Raw genomic sequence first — 20,625 nt, forward strand, 5'->3', positions numbered from 1 at the left:
TCCCGCGGACCGATTCCAGCCCAGGAAGGACTCATTCCGCGCGTGAACGCACATCACGAACCTTCTCCGTCTGCCCGACACGCACCCGACTTCGCATGGCAGGCCGCGGCTCGTTGCCGAGCCGTCGCGACGGACATGTTCTTCCCCCGACGCACCCGCAATTGGGGAGAACGGGTTCGCCTGGAACAGGCGGCGAAGCAGATCTGCGAGCGATGCCCGGTCCTCTTCGAGTGTCGTTCCTACGCACTCGAACACGACGAACGTTTCGGGGTCTGGGGCGGGCTCACCGAAACCGAACGACGATCGCACCCGGCAACCGGCCGCTCGACGACGCCGAGACCGGCACATCGGCTGACGACGTCCGATCAGTGAGGACAGAAGAGACACCATGCATTCCGACGACGATCAGATCCTGACGTTCGCGCAGCGCTGGCAACCCTACGGCGGCCCCCGACGCGAGGACATCTTCATCACGTTCGGCATCACACCCCGGGAGTTCGACGACCGCCTTCGCGAGGTCTGCATGCGCAGGTTCGGGCACGCATCGATACCTCGCCCGATGATCCGGAGCCACGGATAGGGGTCAGTCCGGCCGCGGCCCGAAGGTGTCGAGCATGACGATCGGCCCGTCGTCGACCCGCGTCTTCGCGTCGATCTCGAGCAACCCGGCGAAGGCCTTCGCGGTGTACACGGGATCCAGCGGGACACGGTATTCGGTACCGACGCGCTGTGCGGCCCGCCCCTCCGCGGTGGCGTATCCGTACCCGGGACCCAGATATTCACGGGTCACCGTCAGACCGGCCGAGCGGAGGTCGATGTCTCCCACCTGTGCACCGCGACGTCGCAGCAGGGACTCGGTCCTGCCCGCGAGATCCCGGATCTCGGATGCGCCCAGCGGCAGAGTGTCGTTGACGACGACCGCGACGACGCCGGTGCGCAGGCCGGCCAGTTGCAGGCCCAACAGCAGTCCCGCCGCGGTGCCACCCGACCCGACCGGCGCGACGATGTGGGCCGGTTCCGGAATGTCGCCGGCCTCGACCTGCGCAGCCAACTCCAGTGCGGCCTCGACGTATCCGAGGGCACCGATCGGGGACGAACCGCCGGGCGGCAGATAGTACGGTAGCCGTCCGCCACGAATGTGCCGCAGCATCAACCACGGTGCGGACGCGAACGTCCGCACCTTGTTCCGGGTGAAGTGCAGGGTCGCGCCCGAACGCTGCAACCGGGCCAGTTGCGCCCGGACATGGTCGTCGACGGGCTGATCGATCAGCGCGATCGCCGTCTCGATACCGAATTCCCTGGCGTACAACGCGGTCGCCAGGCCCCAGTTCGTGCCGAGTCCGCCCACCGTGATGATCCGCCGCGACTTCCGTGCCAGGACGTCGGGGATGATCCATTCGAGTTTGCGGACCTTGTTGCCGCCCCAGCCACCGAGGCCGAACGTGCTGTCGTCCTTGACCCAGATCCTGTTCCGCGTGCCCAGGCCGTCGAGCCTGCGCACCGGGGTAGGCGATTCACCGAGACGAACATGGGGCAGCGATTCGGCGAGTTCGGGAAAACGCTGATGCAGAAGAGGTGCCGTGGCCACGTCGGGCATCCCGCTAGCCCAGCCGGCCGCGGATCGACCCGGCGAGGTAGTCGAGGTCGGGTCGGGGTGGGACCGTGGGCCGACCCCTCAGCCCGAAGCCGTCCCCCACCGTCCGCGGAACCACGTGCAGGTGCACGTGGAACACCTCCTGCCCCGCCACCACCCCGTCGGCGAGGAAGAAGTTCACCCCCTCCGCGGCCACCGAACTGTCCCGCAACGCTGCCGCGATCTGCTGCCCCACCTGGAACAATCGTCCTCCGTCTTCCGGATCCAATTCGGCAAGGTCCGCTGCATGCTTCTTCGGCACCACGAGCAGGTGGCCGGGCGTGAACGGACGGATGTCCATGAACGCGACCGTGCCCGCATCCTCGTAGACGAGGCTCGATTCGGCCTCGCCTGCAACGATGGCACAGAAGACGCAGTGGCTCATGCTTGTTGATGTTATGTGTCGAATGCCGGAGCAACGAAGCGTTGTACCAACTGTCGCTCCATGCGCGTGTCGGCGGCGGGCCAGGCGAGGAGGGTGAGCACCACCCGGACGATCCACTGGCCGCCCGCCTCGTCGGGCGCGATGCCGGTGAGCGCGGTGGCCACCCTGCGCAGATCGGGCGAGGACGCCAGGTAGTCGTCGGCCGCGGCGGTGCGGGTGTGGGCGAACCAGTCCGACAACGTCGAATCCGCCCGGACCGCCGCCACCGCCGTCAGGATCGCCTCGACGACCCGCTGTGCACCGTCGAGGTGCGCCACCGCCCGGGCCACCTCCTCGGCGACGGATGCGGCCGCCGCCGACACGACCGCAGACACCAGTGCGGGCTTGCCGCCGACGTAGCGATAGAGCGTGGCGCGCGAACATCCGGCCCGTTCGGCGATGTCGTGAACCCCGACCCGATCGAACCCACGCTCCACGAACAATTCCGTCGCGGCCGCCGTGATCCGTTCGACCGCGAGTGCACGACGGTTCCCGCCCGTCAGCCAGTCGTCCCGCTCCGCCACCGACACCGCCTCCGATCATCGATCCCACCTCGGTCTCATGTTGAGACATCTCAGCCGAAATGTCTATAACGACGAGACCACCGGCAACGCGCTCACCTGCGCGGACGGCGGCTCACCGGCGGCGGCGTGAGACGCCACATACCTGCAGCTCATCGGCAACTTCTCAGTTCCCGACAGGCCCTTGACAGTCCTCGGCGGCACCGGGAACGGTGGCATCACTGCAACACGTTCCACGACACCGAAGGGAGGGCTCGTGACCGCGACACCACTGGACGGCATCGACGTCTTCGCCGCCGACCACCTCGACGACCCGTACGGCCTGTACGACGAACTACGGACCCGTGCCCCCGTCCACCGCGTCCCGGGAACCGACTTCCACCTCGTGTCGTCGTGGGAACTGGTGACCGAGGCCCTCGCCCGTCCGGAGGACTTCTCGTCGAATCTGACCGGCGCACTGGTGCAACAGCCGGACGGGCCACCCGTCACGTTCGACATGGACGGCGGCGGACGGGCGGTGCACGTGCTCGCGACCGCGGACGACCCCACCCACGCTGTGCACCGCAAGCTGGTGCTCGCCACCCTCGCCAAGCGCATCCGCGCCCTCGGCCCCACCGTCCGCTCACTGGTCGACGAACTGTGGGACGCGGGAACGGGATCGGACGGCTCCTTCGAATGGGCCGGCGACATGGCCGACAAGCTGCCGCTGGCCCTCGTTGCGAGCCTGGTCGGCCTCCCGCACGACGATGTGCCGCAACTGCTCACGTGGGCCTACGACAGCACCGAGCTGCTCGGCGGCGTGGTGACCGGGGACCGGCTGGGCGAACTGGTGACGTCCGCCGCGCAGCTCGCCGGCTACCTGCACACGAAGTTCACCGAGGCCCGGCAGGATCCCCAGACCGATCTGCTCGGCATCCTCGCGCACGCCTGCAACGACGGCGAGCTCACCGACGACGTCGCGGTGCTCATCCTCGTGCAGTTGGTGGGTGCGGGCGGCGAGTCCACTGCCGGGCTGATCGCCAACGGCGCCCGTATCCTCGCCACCGATCCCGAACTGCAGCAACGACTGCGGCGGGAGCCGCGGCTGGTGGATCCGTTTCTCGACGAGGCCCTGCGCCTGGAATCACCGTTCCGCGGTCACCATCGACACGTGGTCACCGACACGACACTGGGCGGCGTACAACTCCCCGCAGGCAGCCACATCCTGCTGTTGTGGGGTGCGGCCAACCGCGACCCGTCCGCGTTCGACAACCCGGATGCCGTCGACCTGGACCGCCCGAACCTCAAGGGCCATCTCGCGTTCGGCAAGGGCGTGCACTTCTGTGTCGGATCGGCGCTGGCACGGATGGAGGCACTCGCGGCCCTCACCGCGCTGCTCGAGCGCACCACGTCGTTCACGATCGCCGACGGCGGCGCCCACTGGGTCCCGAGCCTGTTCGTGCGCCGCCACCAGTCCCTGCCCCTGCAACTCGAACTCGCGTGAGGAGTCCACACATGACCGACCTCCAGAGCCCCGACGATCTCGTCACCGCGTTCTGCGCCGAGTGGAAGACCGGGCAACCGGACGCGATCGCCGCGTACTTCAGCGAAGACGCGGTGTACCACAACATCCCGATGCAGCCGCTGGTCGGCCGCACCGTGATCGCCGAGTTCCTCGACGGATTCATTTCCGCGTTCGGAGGGATCGAGTTCACGATCCACCACCAGGCGGTCTCCGGTAACGTCGTCCTCAACGAGCGCACGGACCGCTTCGATCTGGGCGACAAGCACGTCGTGCTGCCGGTGACGGGTGTCTTCGAGATCGAGAACGGCCTCATCACGGCCTGGCGGGACTATTTCGACATGGCCCCGATCACCCGCCTGCTGTCCGGCGAGATCGAGTGAAGGCCCGGTAACACAACGGGTTCGATCGCTTCCCGCTGACCGGGCCGGCGCCTTCTCGCCCCCGCCGAATCCTCCTACTGTGACCGGCACCACACTGACGTCCAGTGTCGACGAAGGAGAACCGGATGAGTGCACGCGTACCCGTCACACCGATCGACGCCGCCGAGATCGAAACCTACGACCACGAAACCGATGTCCTGATCATCGGCTACGGCTGCGCCGGCGCATCGGCCGCGCTCGAGGCCGTCGAGTCGGGGTCCGAGGTGATCCTGCTCGAGCGGCAGAGCGGTGGCGGCGGGTCGTCGGCGCTGTCCGGTGGCGAGATGTATCTCGGCGGCGGCACCCCGATCCAGGAGGCGTGCGGTTTCACCGACACCGCCGAGGCGATGGAGAAGTTCCTCCTCGCCGCGCTCGGCCCGGACGCCGATCAGGAGAAGGTGGGCCTCTACAGCCGCGAGAGCGTCGGGCACTACCAGTGGCTCGTCGATCACGGTGTGCCGTTCAAGCCGTCGCTGTGGGACTCCCCCACCTGGGTGCCGCCCACCGACGACGGCCTGATGTGGATGGGCGAGAACGCCTATCCGTTCCACGAGATCGCCAAGCCCGCCCCGCGCGGGCACCGAGTCACCTCCGACGGCTTCGGTGGCAAGGTCCTGATGGCGGTGCTGAGCGAGGCCGTCGAGAAGAGCGCCGTCGCGGTGCACGCCGACACCACCGCACTGCGGCTGATCCTCGACGGCGATCGCGTGGTCGGCGTCGTCGCCCGGCACTTCAACGACACCGTCACCTACCGTGCGCGGCGCGGCGTCGTCGTCACCACCGGTGGCTTCGCGGACAACAAGGAGATGCTCGCTCAGCACGCCCCGCAACTGGTGGGCCTCGGCGTCAACAGCGACGGCGGCGACGACGGCCGCGGCATCGTGATGGCACAGGCCGTGGGCGCCGCCGTCAAGCACATGTCCGCCGGCCAGGTCGGTATCTCCCTGGTGCCGGGAATGATGGTGCGCGGCATGATCGTCGACAACATCGGACGGCGTTTCATCAACGAGGACGTCTATCCCGGCCTGGTCGGGCAAGCGGCGCTGTTCAAGCACAATCTGCAGGTGTGGGTGATCCTCGACGAGCAGGCGTACGAGGAGGTCCCGGTCGACGAACGCTGGGGTGTGCAGCCGCATTTCGTCGCCGAGACCCTCGCGGAACTCGAGCGTGAGATCGGCATGCCCGAGGGTGCGCTGCAGAACACGGTCGGCGAGTACAACCGGCACGCCGCCGACGGCGAGGACCCGTACTTCCACAAGTCCGCGCGGTGGCTGCGGCCGCTGCAATCGCCGTTCGCTGCGATCGACGTCCGGCGCGGCATGGCCCCACCGGAGTACGGCGACGGCGGGACCGGCGGAGGCGGCGCCGAGGTGTTCACGATCGGCGGCCTGCGGACCACCGTCGACGGCCGCGTCCTAGACCTCGACGGCGACCCGATCCCCGGACTCTTCGCGGCCGGCCGCGCGACGTCGGGACTGCACTCGTGGGGCTACATCAGCGGCACCTCGCTCGGCGACGGCACGTTCTTCGGCCGCCGCGCCGGCATCGCCGCTGCCGCGGGCGAGTAGCGACGTGTAGCGACCGCCGAGCGCGCGCAACTCCTCGTGGGTGCCGCGCTCGGCGACCCGCCCGTGGTCGAGGACCGCGATCTGGTCGGCGTCCCGGATCGTCGAGAGCCGGTGCGCGATCGTGATCGTGGTCCGGCCGCGACTGACCACGTCGAGCGCGGCCTGCACGGCCCGCTCGGTCTCGTTGTCGAGCGCGCTGGTCGCCTCGTCGAGCACCAGGATCCGCGGGTCCCGCAACAGGGTTCGGGCGATCGCGATGCGCTGCTTCTCGCCGCCCGAGAACCGGTGTCCGCGCGCGCCGACGACGGTGTCGTAGCCGTCGGGCAGCGACTCGATCAACTCGTGCACCTGTGCCGCCCGTGCCGCGGACTCGATCTCCGCGTCCGACGCGTCGGGGCGGGCGTGCCGCAGGTTGTCCCGGATCGTCGCGTGTAGCAGGTACGTCTCCTGTGAGACGACACCGACCAGTTCGGACAGCTCCGCGAGTCGGATGTCGCGCAGGTCGACACCGTCGATCGTCACCCGGCCCGACGTCGGATCGTGCAGCCGCGCGACCAGCGAGGCCAGCGTGGTCTTGCCGGAACCGGTTTCGCCGACCAGTGCGAGGGACGAGCCCGCCGGCACGTCGATCGTGACGTCGGTGAGGGCGTCGCGGTCGGCGTTCTCGTAGCGGAACCCGAGGTCCTCGAAGCGGACGGCGCCGGCGACCTTCTCGCGCGGCATCGCGACCGGCTCGTCCGGGTCGTCGATCTCCACCGGTAGGTCCAGGTACTGGAAGATGCGGCTGAACAGCGCCAGCGAACTCGTCACGGACACACCGACGTCCAGCAGGCCCATCAGCGGCCGGAACAGCGTCGTCTGCAGACCGGTGAACGCGACCAGCGTGCCGATCGTCATGCCGCCCGACGTCGCCGGCAGCCCGGCCGCCAGGTACAGCAGCGCGGGGATCGCCGAGAAGATGATGCTCATCGTCGCCATCCGCCAGCGTCCGGACAGCTGCGAGCGGACCTCGAGATCCACCAGCCGGTGCGAGGTGTCGGTGAAGCGGTCGGACATCGCCGGGCCGGCGCCGAGCGTCTTGCCCAACTGCACACCGCTGATCGACAGGCTCTCCTCGATCTGGGTCTGCATGTCGGCGAGCGCGCGCTGCCGCTGCGCGGTGATCTCGCGCCGCATCAGCGCCACCTTGCGGGTGAGCCAAATGGCCGGCGGCAACACGATCAGCGACAGCAGCGACAGCCGCCAGCTGAGCACCGCCATCGCGATCGCGGTGCCCACCACGGTCGTCACGTTGGAGGCGATCGACGTCGCGGTCGATGTCACGACGGTCTGCATGCCCCCGATGTCGTTGGTGAGCCGCGACTGGATCTCGCCGCCGCGGGTGCGGGTGAAGAAGCCGAGCGACTGCCGCTGCAGGTGCGTGAACACCCGGGTGCGCAGGTTGTGCATGATCCGCTGGCCGACCGTCGTCGAGATCCAGGTCTGGAGCACGCCGAGCACCGAGCCGGCGACCGTGATGGCGAGCATGCCGATCACGGCCCACACCAGCAGGCTCACGTTCTGCTCCGGGATCGCCCGGTCGATCACCTCGCGGACCAGGAACGGGTTGGCGAGCGCGATCGTGGACGACACCACGATCAGCGCCATCACCACGGCAACCTGCCACCGGTACGGTGCGAACAGGGAGCCGATCCGGCGCAGGCTCACGGGGGAATCCTCGAGCTGGGCACGGTCGGCGGGATCGAGCTTGCGGGTACGCATACGACCCCCGCCGGGTCCACCGAATGGCGGGCTTGTCATGTAACCACCCCTCTCAGATGTCGGGGCAAGCCTTTACTGAGGTTGCCTCAACATGAGGTGGGTGTCAAGTGAGGTAAGATCCGACACCATGACGGAGGTATCGGCCGAGCAGCTACGTGACCTCGTGATGTCCACGTCGCGGGCACTGCGTCGACGCTGGTTCCGGGCCCTCGAACCGTGGGAGCTGTCACCGCACGAGTTCCGCGCGCTACGCGTGATCGGCACCGAGTCCGACGGCCGCCCCCGCCTCGGCGACGTGGCGAAGGCCCTGCGCATCGCGCCCCGCTCCGCGACCGAGGTGGTGGACCGGTTGCAGAAGCGCCACCTCGTCGAACGCGTCGCCGACGGCGCGGACCGCCGCGCCGTGTGCGTCCGGCTCACCGACGCCGGCCGGACGCTGATCGCCGAGATGTCCGACGCCCGCGACGCCCAGGCCGCGGACTTCTTCGCCCCACTCGACGACCACGACCGCGCCGAGCTGAGCCGCATCCTCGGCAAACTCACCGCCGACGACGCCTGCTGACGCCGCCGCCGAGGTGTGCTCGGTTCATCCGTCGACGGACCGAACCTCCACGTACCAGCGTCGGCGGGCAGGCGGATCCGTCCGCGCAGTCTAGGACGAACCGTGTTGCCGAAGTGTGTGGAAATCAGCCGACACCGACGCGACATCACGCCGGTTTGAATGCCCGGGACAGGCCCGAGCAGCGGGCCGCGCACGCGAAGGCGGTCCGTCCATGCCGTTGTTCTCCCGATCTCTCGGCGCCCGCGCTCTTGCGGGCACGACGGCAGCTGCCCTGCTGTTCGCGTTGCCGGCCTGCAGTTCGCTGGAGAGCGACGAGGCCACGCCACTGATGTCCTTCCGAGACGGTCCGACTGCGACACTGCCCGGGCAGCCGGTCGCCGACGGCCGCATTCGATCCGACGCTCCGCTGTCACCATTCGATGACACTCACGCCGCGCTGACGAACCTCGAGCCGGCTTTGCGCGCCGCACTCCGGCGTGCGGCGGCGGACGCCGAGGCCGACGGCGTCCGGATGGTCGTCACCGGTGGGTGGCGCAGTACCCGTTACCAACAGGAGCTCCTCGACGACGCCGTCCTGACCTACGGCAGCGAGGCCGAAGCGCGGCGGTGGGTCAACACCCCCGAAAGGTCGACACACGTCTCCGGCCGCGCCGTCGATATCGGGCCGACCGACGCCCTCAGCTGGCTTTCCCAGCACGGCGCCGACTACGGGTTGTGCCAGATCTACGCCAACGAGATGTGGCACTTCGAACTGGCGGATGGTCCGGGGAGCACGTGCCCGGTCCAAGTCGCCGACGCGTCGGCCGGAGCGAGCGATACCAGTTCCAGGTCGCCGTGGCATCGTTGAGCCATCGCCTCTCCCGGACACTCCCCCGACACCGCGGCGGAGATTCGGCTCCGTGGCGCTGACGATCAGCCCCCTGCGTTCGCGATCGATCTCCGCACACTGGATTTTCGATACACCCCCGATATGCCCGGACTCGTAGCATCGAGTCCATGCGTGTGCTGATCGTCGAGGACGAGCCGTTCATGGCCGAAGCGATCCGTGACGGCCTCCGCCTGGAGGCGATCGCAGCAGACACCGCCGGCGACGGCACCGCCGCTTTGGAACTGCTGAGTGTCAACTCTTACGACATCGCCATCCTTGATCGAGACATCCCCGGCCCTTCCGGCGACGAAGTGGCCAGACGCATTGTGGCGTCCGGCAGCGGGATGCCCATCCTGATGCTCACCGCCGCCGATCGTCTCCGCGACAAAGCCACCGGATTCGAACTCGGCGCGGACGACTACCTCACGAAGCCCTTCGAACTCAAAGAACTCGTGCTCCGGATTCGTGCCCTCTACCGAAGGCGCGTACATCACCGACCGCCTGTGCGGGAGATCGCCGGCCTGCGGCTGGATCCGTTCCGTCGCGAGCTCTACCGCAACGGCCGATACATCGCGCTCACCCGCAAGCAGTTCGCAGTGCTCGAGGTCCTCGTGGCCGCCCAAGGCGGGGTCGTCAGTGCTGAAGAGCTCCTCGAGCGGGCCTGGGACGAGAACGCCGACCCGTTCACCAACGCGCCTCGCATCACCATCTCGGCACTGCGCAAACGACTCGGCGAACCCTGGGTCATCGCCACGGTGCACGGAGTCGGGTATCGCATCGAGACCACAGCTGACAGCGAAGATGTCGAACGCGATGGATAGAGTGCCCGGGTTGAGCGTCCGCCTCAAACTCACCCTCAGCTACGCCGGGTTCCTCATGTTCGCAGGGGCCCTGCTGCTCACAGCGGTGTGGGTGTTCCTCCTGCGATACGTCCCCGACCGCACGATCCACTCCACCGACCTGGCTGTCCCCAACCGCTCCGACCTCCTGCGAGCCTTCGGCCCGGCGGCTGCCGGAGTGCTGGTCTTTCTGCTGATCTTCGGGATGCTGGGAGGGTGGATCCTCGCCGGACGCATGCTCACGCCTCTGACCCGAATTACGAACGCCACACGAATCGCCGCCAACGGGACGCTCTCACACCGCATCCGGCTGGAAGGCCGGGAAGACGAATTCCGCGAACTTGCTGACAGCTTCGACAACATGCTCGCTCGCCTCGAAGCTCACGTGGCCGAACAGCGGAGATTCGCAGCCAACGCCTCCCATGAACTACGCACACCTTTGGCGATCTCGCAGACGATGCTGGACGTGGCCCGCAGCGACCCGAACAGGGACACAGGCGAACTCATCGTGCGTCTGCAGGAGATGAACACCCGAGCGATCGACCTCACCGAAGCACTCCTCATCCTCAGCCAGGCTGACCAGCGGTCCTTCGCCAAAGAGCCCGTCGACCTGTCCCTCCTCGCGGAAGAAGCCATCGAAACGCTGCTTCCTCTCGCGGAAGAGCGCGGGCTCGCCATTCGCGTCTCCGGCGACATCACCCCAACAGTCGGCTCACCTTCGCTGCTGTTGCAGATGACCATGAACCTCGTGCAGAACGCGATCGTCCACAACGTTCCCACCGGAGGGTGGGTATGGATCAGCACCGCCGCCGGCCCCGCATCCGCCCTACTCACTATCGAGAACACCGGTGAGGAACTCACCCCACGGCTGGCCTCGACACTCGCCGAACCATTCCAGCGCGGCACCGAACGCACACGTACCAACGAACACGTCGGTGTAGGCCTCGGACTGGCCATCGTCAAGAGCATCGCGCAGGCGCACGACGGAACACTCACCATCGCCCCACGACCAGCGGGTGGACTCCGCATCACCGTGGCGCTGCCCACCACAACACCGAGACGACTCGAAAGTGTCGCCGCCCCTGCGCCGGAGGCGGAACCTGGGACAGGATCCTCACTGCCCATCTGACGCACGCCGACGCGAACGGGTGGGTCGACGGGACCACCAGCCGGCTGAGCACCGACTTGGTCGGCCGTGGACTCTCCCGGACACCGTTCGGCGGCATGCCTACTCGTCGAAAGCGACACGGCTCCGCCGCCCAGGCGCCGATACTCGTCGTGTTGTCGGCGAGCATCGGCACCTGCGTCGAAGCCGGTGCGTTCGTTCACAGGTTGAGCGCGACCGTCGGTGGTGTTCTCGCAGCCCGTACGGCCGGGTAGAGACCGGCCACGGCGCCGACGACGAGGGTGGCACCGACGCCGGCGGCCAGCGCGAGCGGTGGAATGACGGGGATCCAGCCGTTCATGACCGCAATCAGGGCGGTGGCGACGCTACCCAAGGCGGCGCCACCCACACCGCCGAGTGCCGACAAGATCAGTGCCTCGGTCAGGAACTGCAGGCGAATGTGCGCGCGGGTTGCGCCGATAGCGCGGCGCAACCCGATCTCGCGGCGGCGTTCGAGAACAGAGATGATCATGGTGTTGGCGACGCCGATGCCACCGACGACGAGGGCGATCGCCCCGAGCGCCAACAGCAAGCCCGTGAAGGAATCCGAGGCGGCGTTCGCTGCTGCCAGCGCGTCGGAAGGCCTCGAGACCGCGATGCTGCTGGGTTGTTCGGGTTGGATTGTCGGGGCGATCTTCTGCCGTACCTCGGTCACGGTCTGATCGGTCGAGCGTTCGTAAACTCGCGTGGGCGCGGGACTGTATCCGTAGACGGATTCAGCGACGGGCACCCCGATCAGGGCGGCAATGTCGAGTTCCGGAGCAAGCGAAACCGGCTCCAGGATGCCGACGACAACAGCGCTGCGGTCACCCAGCCACACCAACTGGCCCGACTCTCGGACTCCGAGTCGTTCAGCGGCGGTGGCCCCGAGAACCGTTGCCGGGAGGGACGCCGTGGCCTCGTTGAGCCATCGACCTTCACCGATGCTCGCCCCGACCACCGCAGGCAGGTTCAACTCCGCGGCGGTGACGACAAGGCCACCGGTGCGTTCACGGTCGATCTCCGCATTGCGGTAGATGTGTGTGTCTTCGAGATCGGCGACGGATGTCGCCTCGAGCACGCCGGGGATCCGTTCGACTCGGGCCGATGCATTCGCGGGGAGCGGCGGTGGCGGTGTACTGCCGGCACCAGGGGCTTGGGTTGCGGTGAGGAGATTCGTTCCGAGTTCGGCGAGTTGGCTGTTCAGACGCGCTTGGCTCGATGCGGAGGAGCCGACGACGGCGATCATCGCTGCAATCCCGATGGCAATTCCCAATGCCGACAACACTGCTCGTGTCGGACGGGCGCGTAGACCTGCTGATCCGAGATAGGCGAGGTCTCGGCCCAGCAGCCGTGAGGAGAGCTTCTCGACGTGTGATGGGTGTGGGGGGACGGGCGTCTGTGGTGTCATGCGATTCGCGTTTCGGGGGATGCACTGTCGGAGATGATCCGTCCGTCGGAGATTGCTATCTGCCGGGGAAGACGGGCCGCGAGCGCGGGATCGTGGGTGATGACGACGATGGTTGTGCCGCTTCGGTTGAGTTCGTGCAGCAACTGCACGATGCTCTCCCCTGATGCACTGTCGAGGTTCCCGGTGGGTTCATCGGCGAGGAGGAGCGGGGGATCGCCGACGACGGCGCGGGCGATGGCGACCCGTTGCCGCTCGCCACCCGACATCTGGTTCGGGTGGTGTTCTGTTCGGTGACCGAGACCGACTCGTTCGAGAGCCGATCGTGCCCGGACCCGCCGTTCGTGCCGGGGAACACCCAGATAGAGCAATCCGTCAGCCACGTTGTCGAGCGCCGTGACACCTTCACTGAGATGGAATTGCTGGAACACGAACCCGATTCGGTGTGCACGTAGGGCGGAAAGCTGCGCGTCGGACATGTTTCGGGCATCGGATCCGTCGATGTAGGCGACACCGGCACTGGGGAGGTCGAGCGTGCCGATGACGTTCAGTAGCGTTGACTTCCCGGACCCGCTCGGCCCGACCACGGCGACGAACTCTCCGTGGTCGACTCGAAGATCCACACCGGCAAGTGCACGAACCGGGGGTGACCCATAGGTGCGCGTGACCCCCACGAGGCGAATGATCTCCGTCATTGTCTCGGCACCACCACGTTGGTTCCGGCGCTGATGCCCTCACCCGAAACCGCCACTCGACCCGCAGAGAAACTGCCGAGAGTAACCGGGATCTCGGTCGTCCCCTCCCCTGTCGGAACTTCGACGGCGAAGCTGTCCGGCCCTGTCGCGACGAGTGCGTCGACGGGAACGGTCAGCACTCCTCGGTCGGTGGAGGCCGGGAGCCGGACTGTCACGCTCGCCCTTACGAATTCGCTTGCGGCAGCATGGTCGGCGAGGTCGATCGCGACGGGGATGCCGATGGCGGGAGTGGTATTCGTATCCGATGCAGGCTTCTCTGTCGGTGCGCCGACGGCGAGGACCGTGCCGGGTACCTTCTTGCCATCCGGAAGGACGACCGTGACGGATGCGCCGGGCTTGGTGAGATTTTGGTCGGACAGCTTCAGTTCGACGGTGACGACCTTGACGTTCGAAGTCGCTTTGAGGATCTCCGTCCCGGTCTCGACATGTGTGCCGAGCCGGACAGACAAGGTTCCGACTCGCAAGTCGATGGGAGAGAAGAGGATGGAGGTATGTGTCAGAACGCCTGTGGATTCGAGACCGAGGTTCTTCTGCCAGGCCCGGATGGCGTCGGCCGTCTTGATGGTGAATTGCGTGTCGACCCCGCCCCCGAACAGTCCGAAGGCAGCGAGATTCTCCTCGAGTTGGCGTACGTCTTCGCCGTTGGTCATTCCCAACTCGAAGGTGCGCCACGCAGGAGTGTCACCACGCAGGAGAATCACTGGACGGGCATCGATCCAATACAGGGCCATGCCCGGTCGGACCACCTTCTCCGGCGCCGGAAGCCCGGTGACGGTGCCGGCCGGCCCCGAGAGCACCGGCTGTTCATCGGCGTAGTGCAGAGTTCCGTTGGCGACCACCTCTTGCACGAGATCGCCGGTGGTTACCGGCACAGTGGTCAACGACGCAGGGGCGTCCGCTCGCTCTTCCTGAACGGGGGTCCACGAGTAGTACCCGATCCCGGCCACAACAGAAGCCGCAACAGCAACCACCGACACAACGACTGCGCGACGACGACGCGACTTGCCGCGAGGTTCGCCGACCTCCGACAACGGATCGGCCCGGCCGGATTCGCTCGTGGGCCCCGAGTCCAGTTCCGGGGCTGCATCTTTCTGTGATCTCATCCTGTAATTTCCTTGCAGTGCCTAGTAATTGCTTCGCAGGGCATCAGGTGGACGCGGCTATTCGGCGGGAAAGTCATTGAAGCAATCTTCGACCCTTTCCGACGGAACCTCGACGGGGAGGAAGATGGGCGTTTCGAGGGTCGGATCAGGGAAGTCGGGGAAACCTTTCTCACGGATACAGGCGGCCGCTTGCAACCCGAGTTCGAGCTGCTCCGTATCGCTCAGTGCCGACTCCGGCACCGGCGGACCACCGAGCTGCCGCATACAGGCGGGGGCGGCCTCCATGATCTCCGGACTCGATTCCGTAATCCCCTGCCCCGGTGCAGGATCCTTCACGTCGAAGCCCGCATCACGTAGACACTTGGCCAGCTGCAGGTCGTACTCGTCGCGCGTCGTCGCAGTGCTCGCGCCCGCGCCCGCGCCCGCGGCCGTGGGCGCGGGCGGCTCGGTCGACGACGGCTCGGCTTTGGTGCAGGCCGACACCATCACCGTCAGCAGGGGCACCGCGAGAAGCGCGGCCGAGAGCTTCCGGCGGGACCGAAGCGTAGCAGTGGAGTGCATAGGATTCCTTCCAAGACTTGGCGACTGAATGTCGGAGATCAGTCAACAAGCACTGGCGTTCCCGCACCGTTGAGAAAAACGCATACACAAACGAAACATGGTCTCGTCGATCGCATGGGAGCTCCTGCCCCTCCTGCTGATCGGAGGTTCAGGGCTGGGGGCGGGCCGCGAACTGGGCCGGGGCGAACGTGAACACGAAGTAGTCGCGGCCGTCGAATACGAACGTCGCAGCCTCCGTCATCCCGTAATGCCGATGTACCGCAAGGGACTTCGCGTTGGCGACCTCGACGAACGCGACGCCGAGGTCGAAGCGGTCCCGAAGCTCCCGGCTGAGCGCGGTGAGCAACAGCGTCAGCACCCCACGCCCCTGGAAGCGCAGGTCCACCGCGGCCGGACCGTACAGGAACAACCGACTCGACGCCTGCGCGTCCGGCAGCGCGTCGATCGCGAGCCGCGGCGGACCCGACGCGACCGCGCCCGGCTCCGACGTCATCGCGAACCCCGCGAGCTCGCCGTCCTCCTCCGCGACGAAGACGCCGGTGCCCGCCTGGAACTGGGCGAGGACGTCGTCGTCCATCCGGCCCTGCACGAAGCCCCGCTCGGCGCGCTGCTCGTCGGACAGCCCGTCGCCGCGCGAGGCGGCCATGAGCGCGAGGATCGCGGCGCGGTCGGGCGGGCCGGACAGTCGCACGGTGATCGCCATGAACCGATTATGGGCCGGGCCGACCCCGGAGACGCCGAACGGGAATCCACCGCACGCTCGGAGTCCGAAAGCGTGCCGTGAATTCCCGTTCAGGGTTGGGCGACCGGGCCGGAGTCACTCGGCCGGACGGTGGTGCGAGTCAGAGAATCGCGCCCGGCGCGTAGCGGGCGGCGTCCGGGTTGGCGTCGACGAGCTTGCGCACCTCGGCGACGACGGAGTCGACCTGCGTGCCGGCGGCACCGATGAACGCGGACTTGTCGGCGAGGGCCTCGTCGAGCGCGGCGCGGTCGAGCGGCAGGCGGTCGTCGGCGGCCAGGCGATCCAGCAGATCCGGCTCCTTGCCCTGCTCCCGCATCGCGAGCGCGACGGCGACGGCGTGCTCCTTGATGACCTCGTGCGCGGTCTCACGACCGACGCCCGCGCGGACCGCGGCCATGAGGACCTTGGTGGTGGCGAGGAACGGCAGGTAGCGGGTGAGCTCCTTCTCGATGACCGCCGGGTACGCACCGAACTCGGCGAGCACCGTCAGGAAGGTCTCCATCTGGCCGTCGATCGCGAAGAACGCGTCCGGCAGCGCGACACGACGGACGACGGAGCAGAACACGTCGCCCTCGTTCCACTGCGCACCGGCCAGTTCGGAGGCCATCGACGCGTAGCCGCGCAGCACCACCTGCAGGCCGTTGACGCGCTCGCACGAGCGGGTGTTCATCTTGTGCGGCATCGCCGACGAGCCCACCTGGCCGGGCTGGAAGCCCTCGGTGACGAGCTCGTGGCCGGCCATCAGGCGGATGGTGTGCGCGAACGACGACGACGCGGCACCCACCTGGACCAGCGCGGAGAGGACGTCGTGGTCGAGCGAGCGCGGGTACACCTGGCCGACGCTGGTGAACACGTGCGCGAAGCCGAGGTGCTCGGCGACCTTCTTCTCCAGCTGCTCGAGCTTGGCGGCGTCGCCGTCGAGCAGATCCAGCATGTCCTGCGCGGTGCCCATCGGGCCCTTGATGCCGCGCAGCGGGTAGCGGTCGATGAGCTCACGCAGGCGGGTGAGCCCCACCAGCAGTTCGTCGGCGGCCGACGCGAAACGCTTGCCGAGCGTGGTGGCCTGCGCGGCGACGTTGTGGGAGCGTCCGGCCATCACGAAACCGGTGTACTCGGCGGCCCGCTCGCCCAGGCGGGCGGCGATCGCGACACCGTGGTCGTACACGTGCTCGAGCGAGCGGAGCACCTGCAGCTGCTCGACGTTCTCGGTGAGGTCGCGGCTGGTCATGCCCTTGTGCACGTGCTCGTGGCCGGCGAGGGCGTTGAACTCCTCGATGCGGGCCTTCACATCGTGGCGGGTGACGCGCTCACGGTCGGCGATGGAGTCCAGGTCGACGCTCTCGAGCACCCGCTCGTAGTCGGCGAGTGCCTCGGCGGGGACATCGATCCCCAGCTCGGCCTGCGCCCGCAGCACCGCCAACCACAGCTGACGCTCCAGCACGATCTTGTACTCCGGCGACCACAGCGCCTTCAGCTCGGGGCTGGCGTAACGGTTGGCAAGGACATTCGGGATGCGGCTCACGAGATCCCAGTTTACGGCGAGACCCGAAGCCCCTCGTCAGCGCGTACTGGGAGGTGCGAACTCGTCGATCAGGTCGAGCAGCACCGCCCGCGCCATCCCCCGCGGATCCGGGTCCACCTCGCTGAGCGCACCCACCACCACCCCGTCCACCACGGCAACCAGGCGACGCAACTGCGGCTCGCGCACGACGCGGCCGGACCGGCGCAGCACCTCGGCGAGCAGGTCGTCGAGCTGGGCCCGCAGCCGCAGCTGCACGTCCCGCAGCTCGGGGTGCCGCGCGGACGCCACCAGCCGCTCGTACCGCGCGATCAGCCGCTCCCGGGCGCCGTCGCCGACCTCGTCGGGACCGACCAGCAGGTCGACGATCAGATCGACGGTCGCCTCGACCCCGCGCCGCCGCTGCGTGACGTCGTCGATGCGTTCGCGCATCGCGTCCAGCTCCCGGTTCCCGTTGTGTTCGACGGCGAGGGCCACCAGTTCGTCGAGCGAACCGAAGTAGTAGGTGGTGGACGCCAGCGGAAGGCCCGCACGGGAAGCGACGGCCCGATGCCGGACCGCGTCGAATCCACCCTCGAGGAGCAGGTCGGCCGCGGCGGTGACGAGCGCCTGGCGGCGTCTCTCACCCTTCGGGGTCGCCGCGGACGTCATCCCTCCATGGTGCCAGCCGCGGCGACACACCCGAGTGGATTCGACCGAAGAGCGCAGGCAGGGACCTGTCTCGGACCTTTCTCGGACCCGTCTCGGACCTACGTCGGCGCAGGCAGCCACCGCTCGAGCCGGACCAGTGCGTCCCGGATCTCCGCGGTCGAACCCGCGAAGGACAACCGCACCGTGTGGTCACCGTGCACGGTGTCGAAGTCGATGCCCGGCGCCAACGCGAGACCGGTGTCGGCGAGCAGGCGCGCGCACCACGACGTCGCGTCGTCGGTGAGGTGCGCGATGTCGGCGTACACGTAGAACGCGCCGTCGGCGGGCGCCAGCTCGGTCAGACCCAGCTTCGGCAGCCCGGTCAGCAGCAGCTCCCGATTCACCGCGTACCGCTGCACGTGACCGTCGAGTTCGGCGCGGGACTCGTCGGTGAACGCCGCGACGGCCGCGTACTGCGAGATCGCCGGCGGGCACACCGTCATGTTCGACGCGAGCCGCTGCAGCGGACGGCGCAGGCTCTCGGGGACCAGCATCCAGCCCAGACGCCAGCCGGTCATCGAGAAGTACTTCGACACCGACCCGATCACCACGGCCTGCCGCGACGTCTCCCACGCCGATGCCGTGACCTGCCCACCGAACCCGATCCCGTGATAGATCTCGTCGGAGATCAGCAGCGTGTCGTGCTCCTCGCACCAGAGGGCAAGCGCCGCCAGTTCGGCGGGGTCGATGACCGTGCCGGTGGGGTTCGCGGGGCTCGCGACGATCAGCCCGGCGGGCGGGGCGTCCATCTGCTCGAGCATCGCGACGGTCGGCTGGAACCGGGTCTCCGGACCGCAGTCGATCTCGACGACATTGCAGCCCAGCGCCGTCAGCGTGTTGCGGTAGGCGGGGTAGCCGGGCCGGGCGACGACGACGGTGTCGCCCGCGTCGAACGCCGCCAGGAACAGCAGCGTGAACGCGCCCGACGACCCGGTCGTGACCACGACGTCGTCGGCGTCGACGGCGATCCCGGACTCGCGGCTGTGGTACCTGGCGATGGCCTCGCGCAGCGGCTCGATGCCGAACGTCTCGGTGTACCCGAGCAGGTGATTGTCCAGCGATTCCCGCGCGGCGCGCAGCACCGGCTGGGGTGCGGGCGTCGACGGCTGACCGGCCGCGAGGGTGAGCACGTCGCCGTGCGTGCGCTGCCGCTCGGTGGCGGCCTTCCACACGTCCATGACGTGGAAGGCGGGAATGGACGATCGCTGGGATTCGGTACGCACGTCTTCGACGTTAGCGCCCAGAACAGTGCCGCCCGAATCCGGTGCCGGACCGTTGCCGCTCCGGAAACGGCGACGCCGCGCCCCCGATCGGGAGCGCGGCGTCGCGAAGAGTGGAGCGGCAGGTCAGATCGAGATGCGACCCTCCACGGCGGCGAGGCCGATGTCGGTGCGGAAGTGTCCGCCCGGCAGCTTGACCTCGGCCAGACGCGCGTACGCGTCCTCGCGTGCCTCGGTGAGGTCGGCGCCGACACCGACGACGCTCAGGACGCGGCCACCGGCGGAGACGACGGCGCCGTCCTCGCGGGCGGCGGTACCGGCGTGCAGGACGCGGTCGGCCTCGGACCCCGTGATGACGTCACCGGTGCGCGGGGTGGCCGGATAGTTCTCGGCGGCCAGCACGACGGTCACGGCGGCGCCGTCGCGCCAATGCAGCGGCGGGATCGACGCGAGGGTGCCCGTCGCGGCGGCGTTCAGGACCTCGCCGAGCGGGGACTCGAGCAGCGCCAGCACGGCCTGGGTCTCCGGGTCACCGAAGCGGCAGTTGAACTCGACGACCGCCGGACCGTTCTGCCCCATCGCCAGGCCCGCGTACAACAGACCGGTGAACGGGCAGCCCCGCTTCGCCATCTCGGCCGCGACGGGCTTGACGACGTCGTCGACGATCTGCGTGACGGACTCGGCCGGCAGCCACGGCAGCGGCGTGTAGGCGCCCATGCCACCGGTATTGGGTCCGGTGTCGCCGTCGCCGACACGCTTGTGGTCCTGCGCGGGCAGCAGCGGGACCACGGTCGCGCCGTCGACCAGGCAGAACAGGGACACCTCGGGGCCGTCGAGGAACGACTCGAGCAGCACGGGGTGCCCGATCTCGAGGCACTCGGCGGCGTGGTCGCGCGCGGCGCTGCGGTCGGTGGTGACCACGACACCCTTGCCGGCGGCCAGTCCGTCGTCCTTGACCACCCAGTTGGGGCCGAAGCGGTCGAGGGCGGCGTCGAGGTCGGCCGGGTTGTCGACGACCTCACTGTGTGCGGTGCGGACACCGGCGGCGGCCATGACGTCCTTCGCGAACGCCTTGGAGCCCTCGATGCGCGCGGCCTCGGCGGACGGGCCGAAGCACGCGATCCCGGCGGCGCGGACGGCGTCGGCGACGCCGAGCACCAGCGGCACCTCGGGGCCGATGACGACCAGGTCGGCTGCCTGCGACTTTGCGAGCTCGACGACGGCGTCACCGGACGCGACATCGACCGCATGAGTCTCGGCGATGCGGGCGATACCGGCGTTGCCGGGGGCACACATCAGCTTGTCGACGCCCGGGTCACGGGCGAGGGCCAACAGAAGGGCATGTTCACGGGCTCCGGAGCCGATCACGAGTACGCGCACAGGT

At 68.3% G+C, this 20,625-nt stretch carries 21 protein-coding genes and 1 pseudogene; 9 read left to right on the top strand and 13 right to left on the bottom strand.

The genetic code is table 11. The features are described 5' to 3' along the window. The first annotated feature begins 42 nt into the window (after positions 1-42). Positions 43-372 (top strand): WhiB family transcriptional regulator, encoded by a 330-nt coding sequence (locus AC1RIF_RS20255; RefSeq protein ID WP_492603164.1) that lies wholly within the window; start codon positions 43-45, stop codon positions 370-372. Between the two features lie 16 nt (positions 373-388). Then, positions 389-580: a hypothetical protein gene (locus AC1RIF_RS20260; RefSeq protein ID WP_492603165.1), complete on the top strand. Its 192-nt coding sequence runs from the start codon at positions 389-391 to the stop codon at positions 578-580. A 3-nt stretch (positions 581-583) separates the two neighbouring features. Here the strand turns inward: AC1RIF_RS20260 and AC1RIF_RS20265 are convergent, their stop codons facing one another. From AC1RIF_RS20265 to AC1RIF_RS20275, 3 genes are read right to left on the bottom strand one after another with little or no spacing between them, the layout of a single operon-like run. Further along, positions 584-1,597, bottom strand: a complete 1,014-nt coding sequence (locus tag AC1RIF_RS20265) for a 1-aminocyclopropane-1-carboxylate deaminase/D-cysteine desulfhydrase (protein WP_492603166.1) — start codon at positions 1,595-1,597, stop codon at positions 584-586. 4 nt (positions 1,598-1,601) lie between these two features. Continuing rightward, positions 1,602-2,018, bottom strand: a complete 417-nt coding sequence (locus AC1RIF_RS20270) for an HIT family protein (protein WP_492603167.1) — start codon at positions 2,016-2,018, stop codon at positions 1,602-1,604. Between the two features lie 11 nt (positions 2,019-2,029). Beyond that, positions 2,030-2,581: a TetR/AcrR family transcriptional regulator gene (locus AC1RIF_RS20275; RefSeq protein ID WP_492603168.1), complete on the bottom strand. Its 552-nt coding sequence runs from the start codon at positions 2,579-2,581 to the stop codon at positions 2,030-2,032. A gap of 253 nt (positions 2,582-2,834) precedes the next feature. Between AC1RIF_RS20275 and AC1RIF_RS20280 the strand changes: the two genes are divergently transcribed. The 3 genes and pseudogenes from AC1RIF_RS20280 to AC1RIF_RS20290 form a co-directional block, all read left to right on the top strand. Beyond that, positions 2,835-4,061, top strand: a complete 1,227-nt coding sequence (locus tag AC1RIF_RS20280; protein ID WP_492603169.1) for a cytochrome P450 — start codon at positions 2,835-2,837, stop codon at positions 4,059-4,061. Positions 4,062-4,072: 11 nt separating this feature from the next. Beyond that, complete coding sequence (locus tag AC1RIF_RS20285; protein WP_492603170.1) at positions 4,073-4,462, top strand: limonene-1,2-epoxide hydrolase family protein; 390 nt, start codon at positions 4,073-4,075, stop codon at positions 4,460-4,462. A 125-nt stretch (positions 4,463-4,587) separates the two neighbouring features. Beyond that, positions 4,588-6,000, top strand: a pseudogene (locus AC1RIF_RS20290) (FAD-dependent oxidoreductase); the annotation flags it as partial. Here the strand turns inward: AC1RIF_RS20290 and AC1RIF_RS20295 are convergent. Further along, entirely contained in the window at positions 5,917-7,869 is a 1,953-nt protein-coding gene (locus tag AC1RIF_RS20295) for an ABC transporter ATP-binding protein (RefSeq protein WP_492603171.1), read from the bottom strand. The pseudogene AC1RIF_RS20290 and the gene AC1RIF_RS20295 sit on opposite strands and share 84 nt — an antisense overlap. A gap of 88 nt (positions 7,870-7,957) precedes the next feature. Between AC1RIF_RS20295 and AC1RIF_RS20300 the strand changes: the two genes are divergently transcribed. The 4 genes from AC1RIF_RS20300 to AC1RIF_RS20315 all read left to right on the top strand — a co-directional run bounded on the left by AC1RIF_RS20300 (position 7,958) and on the right by AC1RIF_RS20315 (position 11,228). Further along, on the top strand, positions 7,958-8,392 hold the full coding sequence (locus AC1RIF_RS20300) for a MarR family winged helix-turn-helix transcriptional regulator (RefSeq protein ID WP_492603172.1): 435 nt from the start codon (positions 7,958-7,960) through the stop codon (positions 8,390-8,392). A gap of 211 nt (positions 8,393-8,603) precedes the next feature. Then, positions 8,604-9,239, top strand: a complete 636-nt coding sequence (locus AC1RIF_RS20305) for a M15 family metallopeptidase (RefSeq protein ID WP_492603173.1) — start codon at positions 8,604-8,606, stop codon at positions 9,237-9,239. A gap of 149 nt (positions 9,240-9,388) precedes the next feature. Then, on the top strand, positions 9,389-10,081 hold the full coding sequence (locus AC1RIF_RS20310) for a response regulator transcription factor (protein ID WP_492603174.1): 693 nt from the start codon (positions 9,389-9,391) through the stop codon (positions 10,079-10,081). A 1-nt stretch (position 10,082) separates the two neighbouring features. Next, on the top strand, positions 10,083-11,228 hold the full coding sequence (locus AC1RIF_RS20315; protein WP_492603343.1) for a sensor histidine kinase: 1,146 nt from the start codon (positions 10,083-10,085) through the stop codon (positions 11,226-11,228). 196 nt (positions 11,229-11,424) lie between these two features. Here AC1RIF_RS20315 and AC1RIF_RS20320 read toward each other — a convergent pair whose 3' ends face one another. From AC1RIF_RS20320 to purD, 9 genes are all read right to left on the bottom strand, one after another. Beyond that, positions 11,425-12,654, bottom strand: a complete 1,230-nt coding sequence (locus tag AC1RIF_RS20320) for an ABC transporter permease (RefSeq protein WP_492603175.1) — start codon at positions 12,652-12,654, stop codon at positions 11,425-11,427. Next, positions 12,651-13,274 carry an ABC transporter ATP-binding protein gene (locus AC1RIF_RS20325; protein WP_492603176.1) on the bottom strand — a complete coding sequence of 208 codons (624 nt, stop codon included), beginning with the start codon at positions 13,272-13,274 and terminating at the stop codon, positions 12,651-12,653. The genes AC1RIF_RS20320 and AC1RIF_RS20325 overlap by 4 nt, the downstream gene beginning before the upstream one ends. A gap of 68 nt (positions 13,275-13,342) precedes the next feature. After that, complete coding sequence (locus tag AC1RIF_RS20330) at positions 13,343-14,278, bottom strand: efflux RND transporter periplasmic adaptor subunit (RefSeq protein WP_492603344.1); 936 nt, start codon at positions 14,276-14,278, stop codon at positions 13,343-13,345. A 288-nt stretch (positions 14,279-14,566) separates the two neighbouring features. Then, positions 14,567-15,013, bottom strand: coding sequence for a hypothetical protein (locus AC1RIF_RS20335; protein ID WP_492603177.1), 447 nt, complete (start codon positions 15,011-15,013; stop codon positions 14,567-14,569). 205 nt (positions 15,014-15,218) lie between these two features. After that, positions 15,219-15,773, bottom strand: a complete 555-nt coding sequence (locus AC1RIF_RS20340) for a GNAT family N-acetyltransferase (protein WP_492603178.1) — start codon at positions 15,771-15,773, stop codon at positions 15,219-15,221. A 139-nt stretch (positions 15,774-15,912) separates the two neighbouring features. After that, positions 15,913-17,334 (bottom strand): adenylosuccinate lyase, encoded by a 1,422-nt coding sequence (gene purB, locus AC1RIF_RS20345; RefSeq protein ID WP_492603179.1) that lies wholly within the window; start codon positions 17,332-17,334, stop codon positions 15,913-15,915. A gap of 36 nt (positions 17,335-17,370) precedes the next feature. Further along, on the bottom strand, positions 17,371-17,982 hold the full coding sequence (locus tag AC1RIF_RS20350) for a TetR/AcrR family transcriptional regulator (RefSeq protein ID WP_492603180.1): 612 nt from the start codon (positions 17,980-17,982) through the stop codon (positions 17,371-17,373). Positions 17,983-18,080: 98 nt separating this feature from the next. Then, positions 18,081-19,244, bottom strand: coding sequence for a pyridoxal phosphate-dependent aminotransferase (locus tag AC1RIF_RS20355; RefSeq protein ID WP_492603181.1), 1,164 nt, complete (start codon positions 19,242-19,244; stop codon positions 18,081-18,083). 123 nt (positions 19,245-19,367) lie between these two features. Beyond that, a complete protein-coding gene (gene purD / locus AC1RIF_RS20360) occupies positions 19,368-20,621 on the bottom strand; it encodes a phosphoribosylamine--glycine ligase (protein ID WP_492603182.1) in 1,254 nt (417 codons plus the stop codon). Positions 20,622-20,625: the final 4 nt, after the last annotated feature.

Source organism: Prescottella sp. GW823-FHT02E09, from assembly GCF_058797375.1.

What these genes read in the sequence shown, in the direction of transcription:
- AC1RIF_RS20260 (WP_492603165.1), top strand. Translation starts at nt 389, where the DNA reads ATGCATTCCGACGACGATCAGATCCTGACGTTCGCGCAGCGCTGGCAA.
- AC1RIF_RS20285 (WP_492603170.1), top strand. Translation starts at nt 4,073, where the DNA reads ATGACCGACCTCCAGAGCCCCGACGATCTCGTCACCGCGTTCTGCGCC.
- AC1RIF_RS20310 (WP_492603174.1), top strand. Translation starts at nt 9,389, where the DNA reads ATGCGTGTGCTGATCGTCGAGGACGAGCCGTTCATGGCCGAAGCGATC.
- AC1RIF_RS20300 (WP_492603172.1), top strand. Translation starts at nt 7,958, where the DNA reads ATGACGGAGGTATCGGCCGAGCAGCTACGTGACCTCGTGATGTCCACG.
- AC1RIF_RS20340 (WP_492603178.1), bottom strand. Translation starts at nt 15,773, where the DNA reads ATGGCGATCACCGTGCGACTGTCCGGCCCGCCCGACCGCGCCGCGATC.
- AC1RIF_RS20320 (WP_492603175.1), bottom strand. Translation starts at nt 12,654, where the DNA reads ATGACACCACAGACGCCCGTCCCCCCACACCCATCACACGTCGAGAAG.
- AC1RIF_RS20265 (WP_492603166.1), bottom strand. Translation starts at nt 1,597, where the DNA reads ATGCCCGACGTGGCCACGGCACCTCTTCTGCATCAGCGTTTTCCCGAA.
- AC1RIF_RS20295 (WP_492603171.1), bottom strand. Translation starts at nt 7,869, where the DNA reads ATGACAAGCCCGCCATTCGGTGGACCCGGCGGGGGTCGTATGCGTACC.
- AC1RIF_RS20270 (WP_492603167.1), bottom strand. Translation starts at nt 2,018, where the DNA reads ATGAGCCACTGCGTCTTCTGTGCCATCGTTGCAGGCGAGGCCGAATCG.
- AC1RIF_RS20305 (WP_492603173.1), top strand. Translation starts at nt 8,604, where the DNA reads ATGCCGTTGTTCTCCCGATCTCTCGGCGCCCGCGCTCTTGCGGGCACG.
- AC1RIF_RS20350 (WP_492603180.1), bottom strand. Translation starts at nt 17,982, where the DNA reads ATGACGTCCGCGGCGACCCCGAAGGGTGAGAGACGCCGCCAGGCGCTC.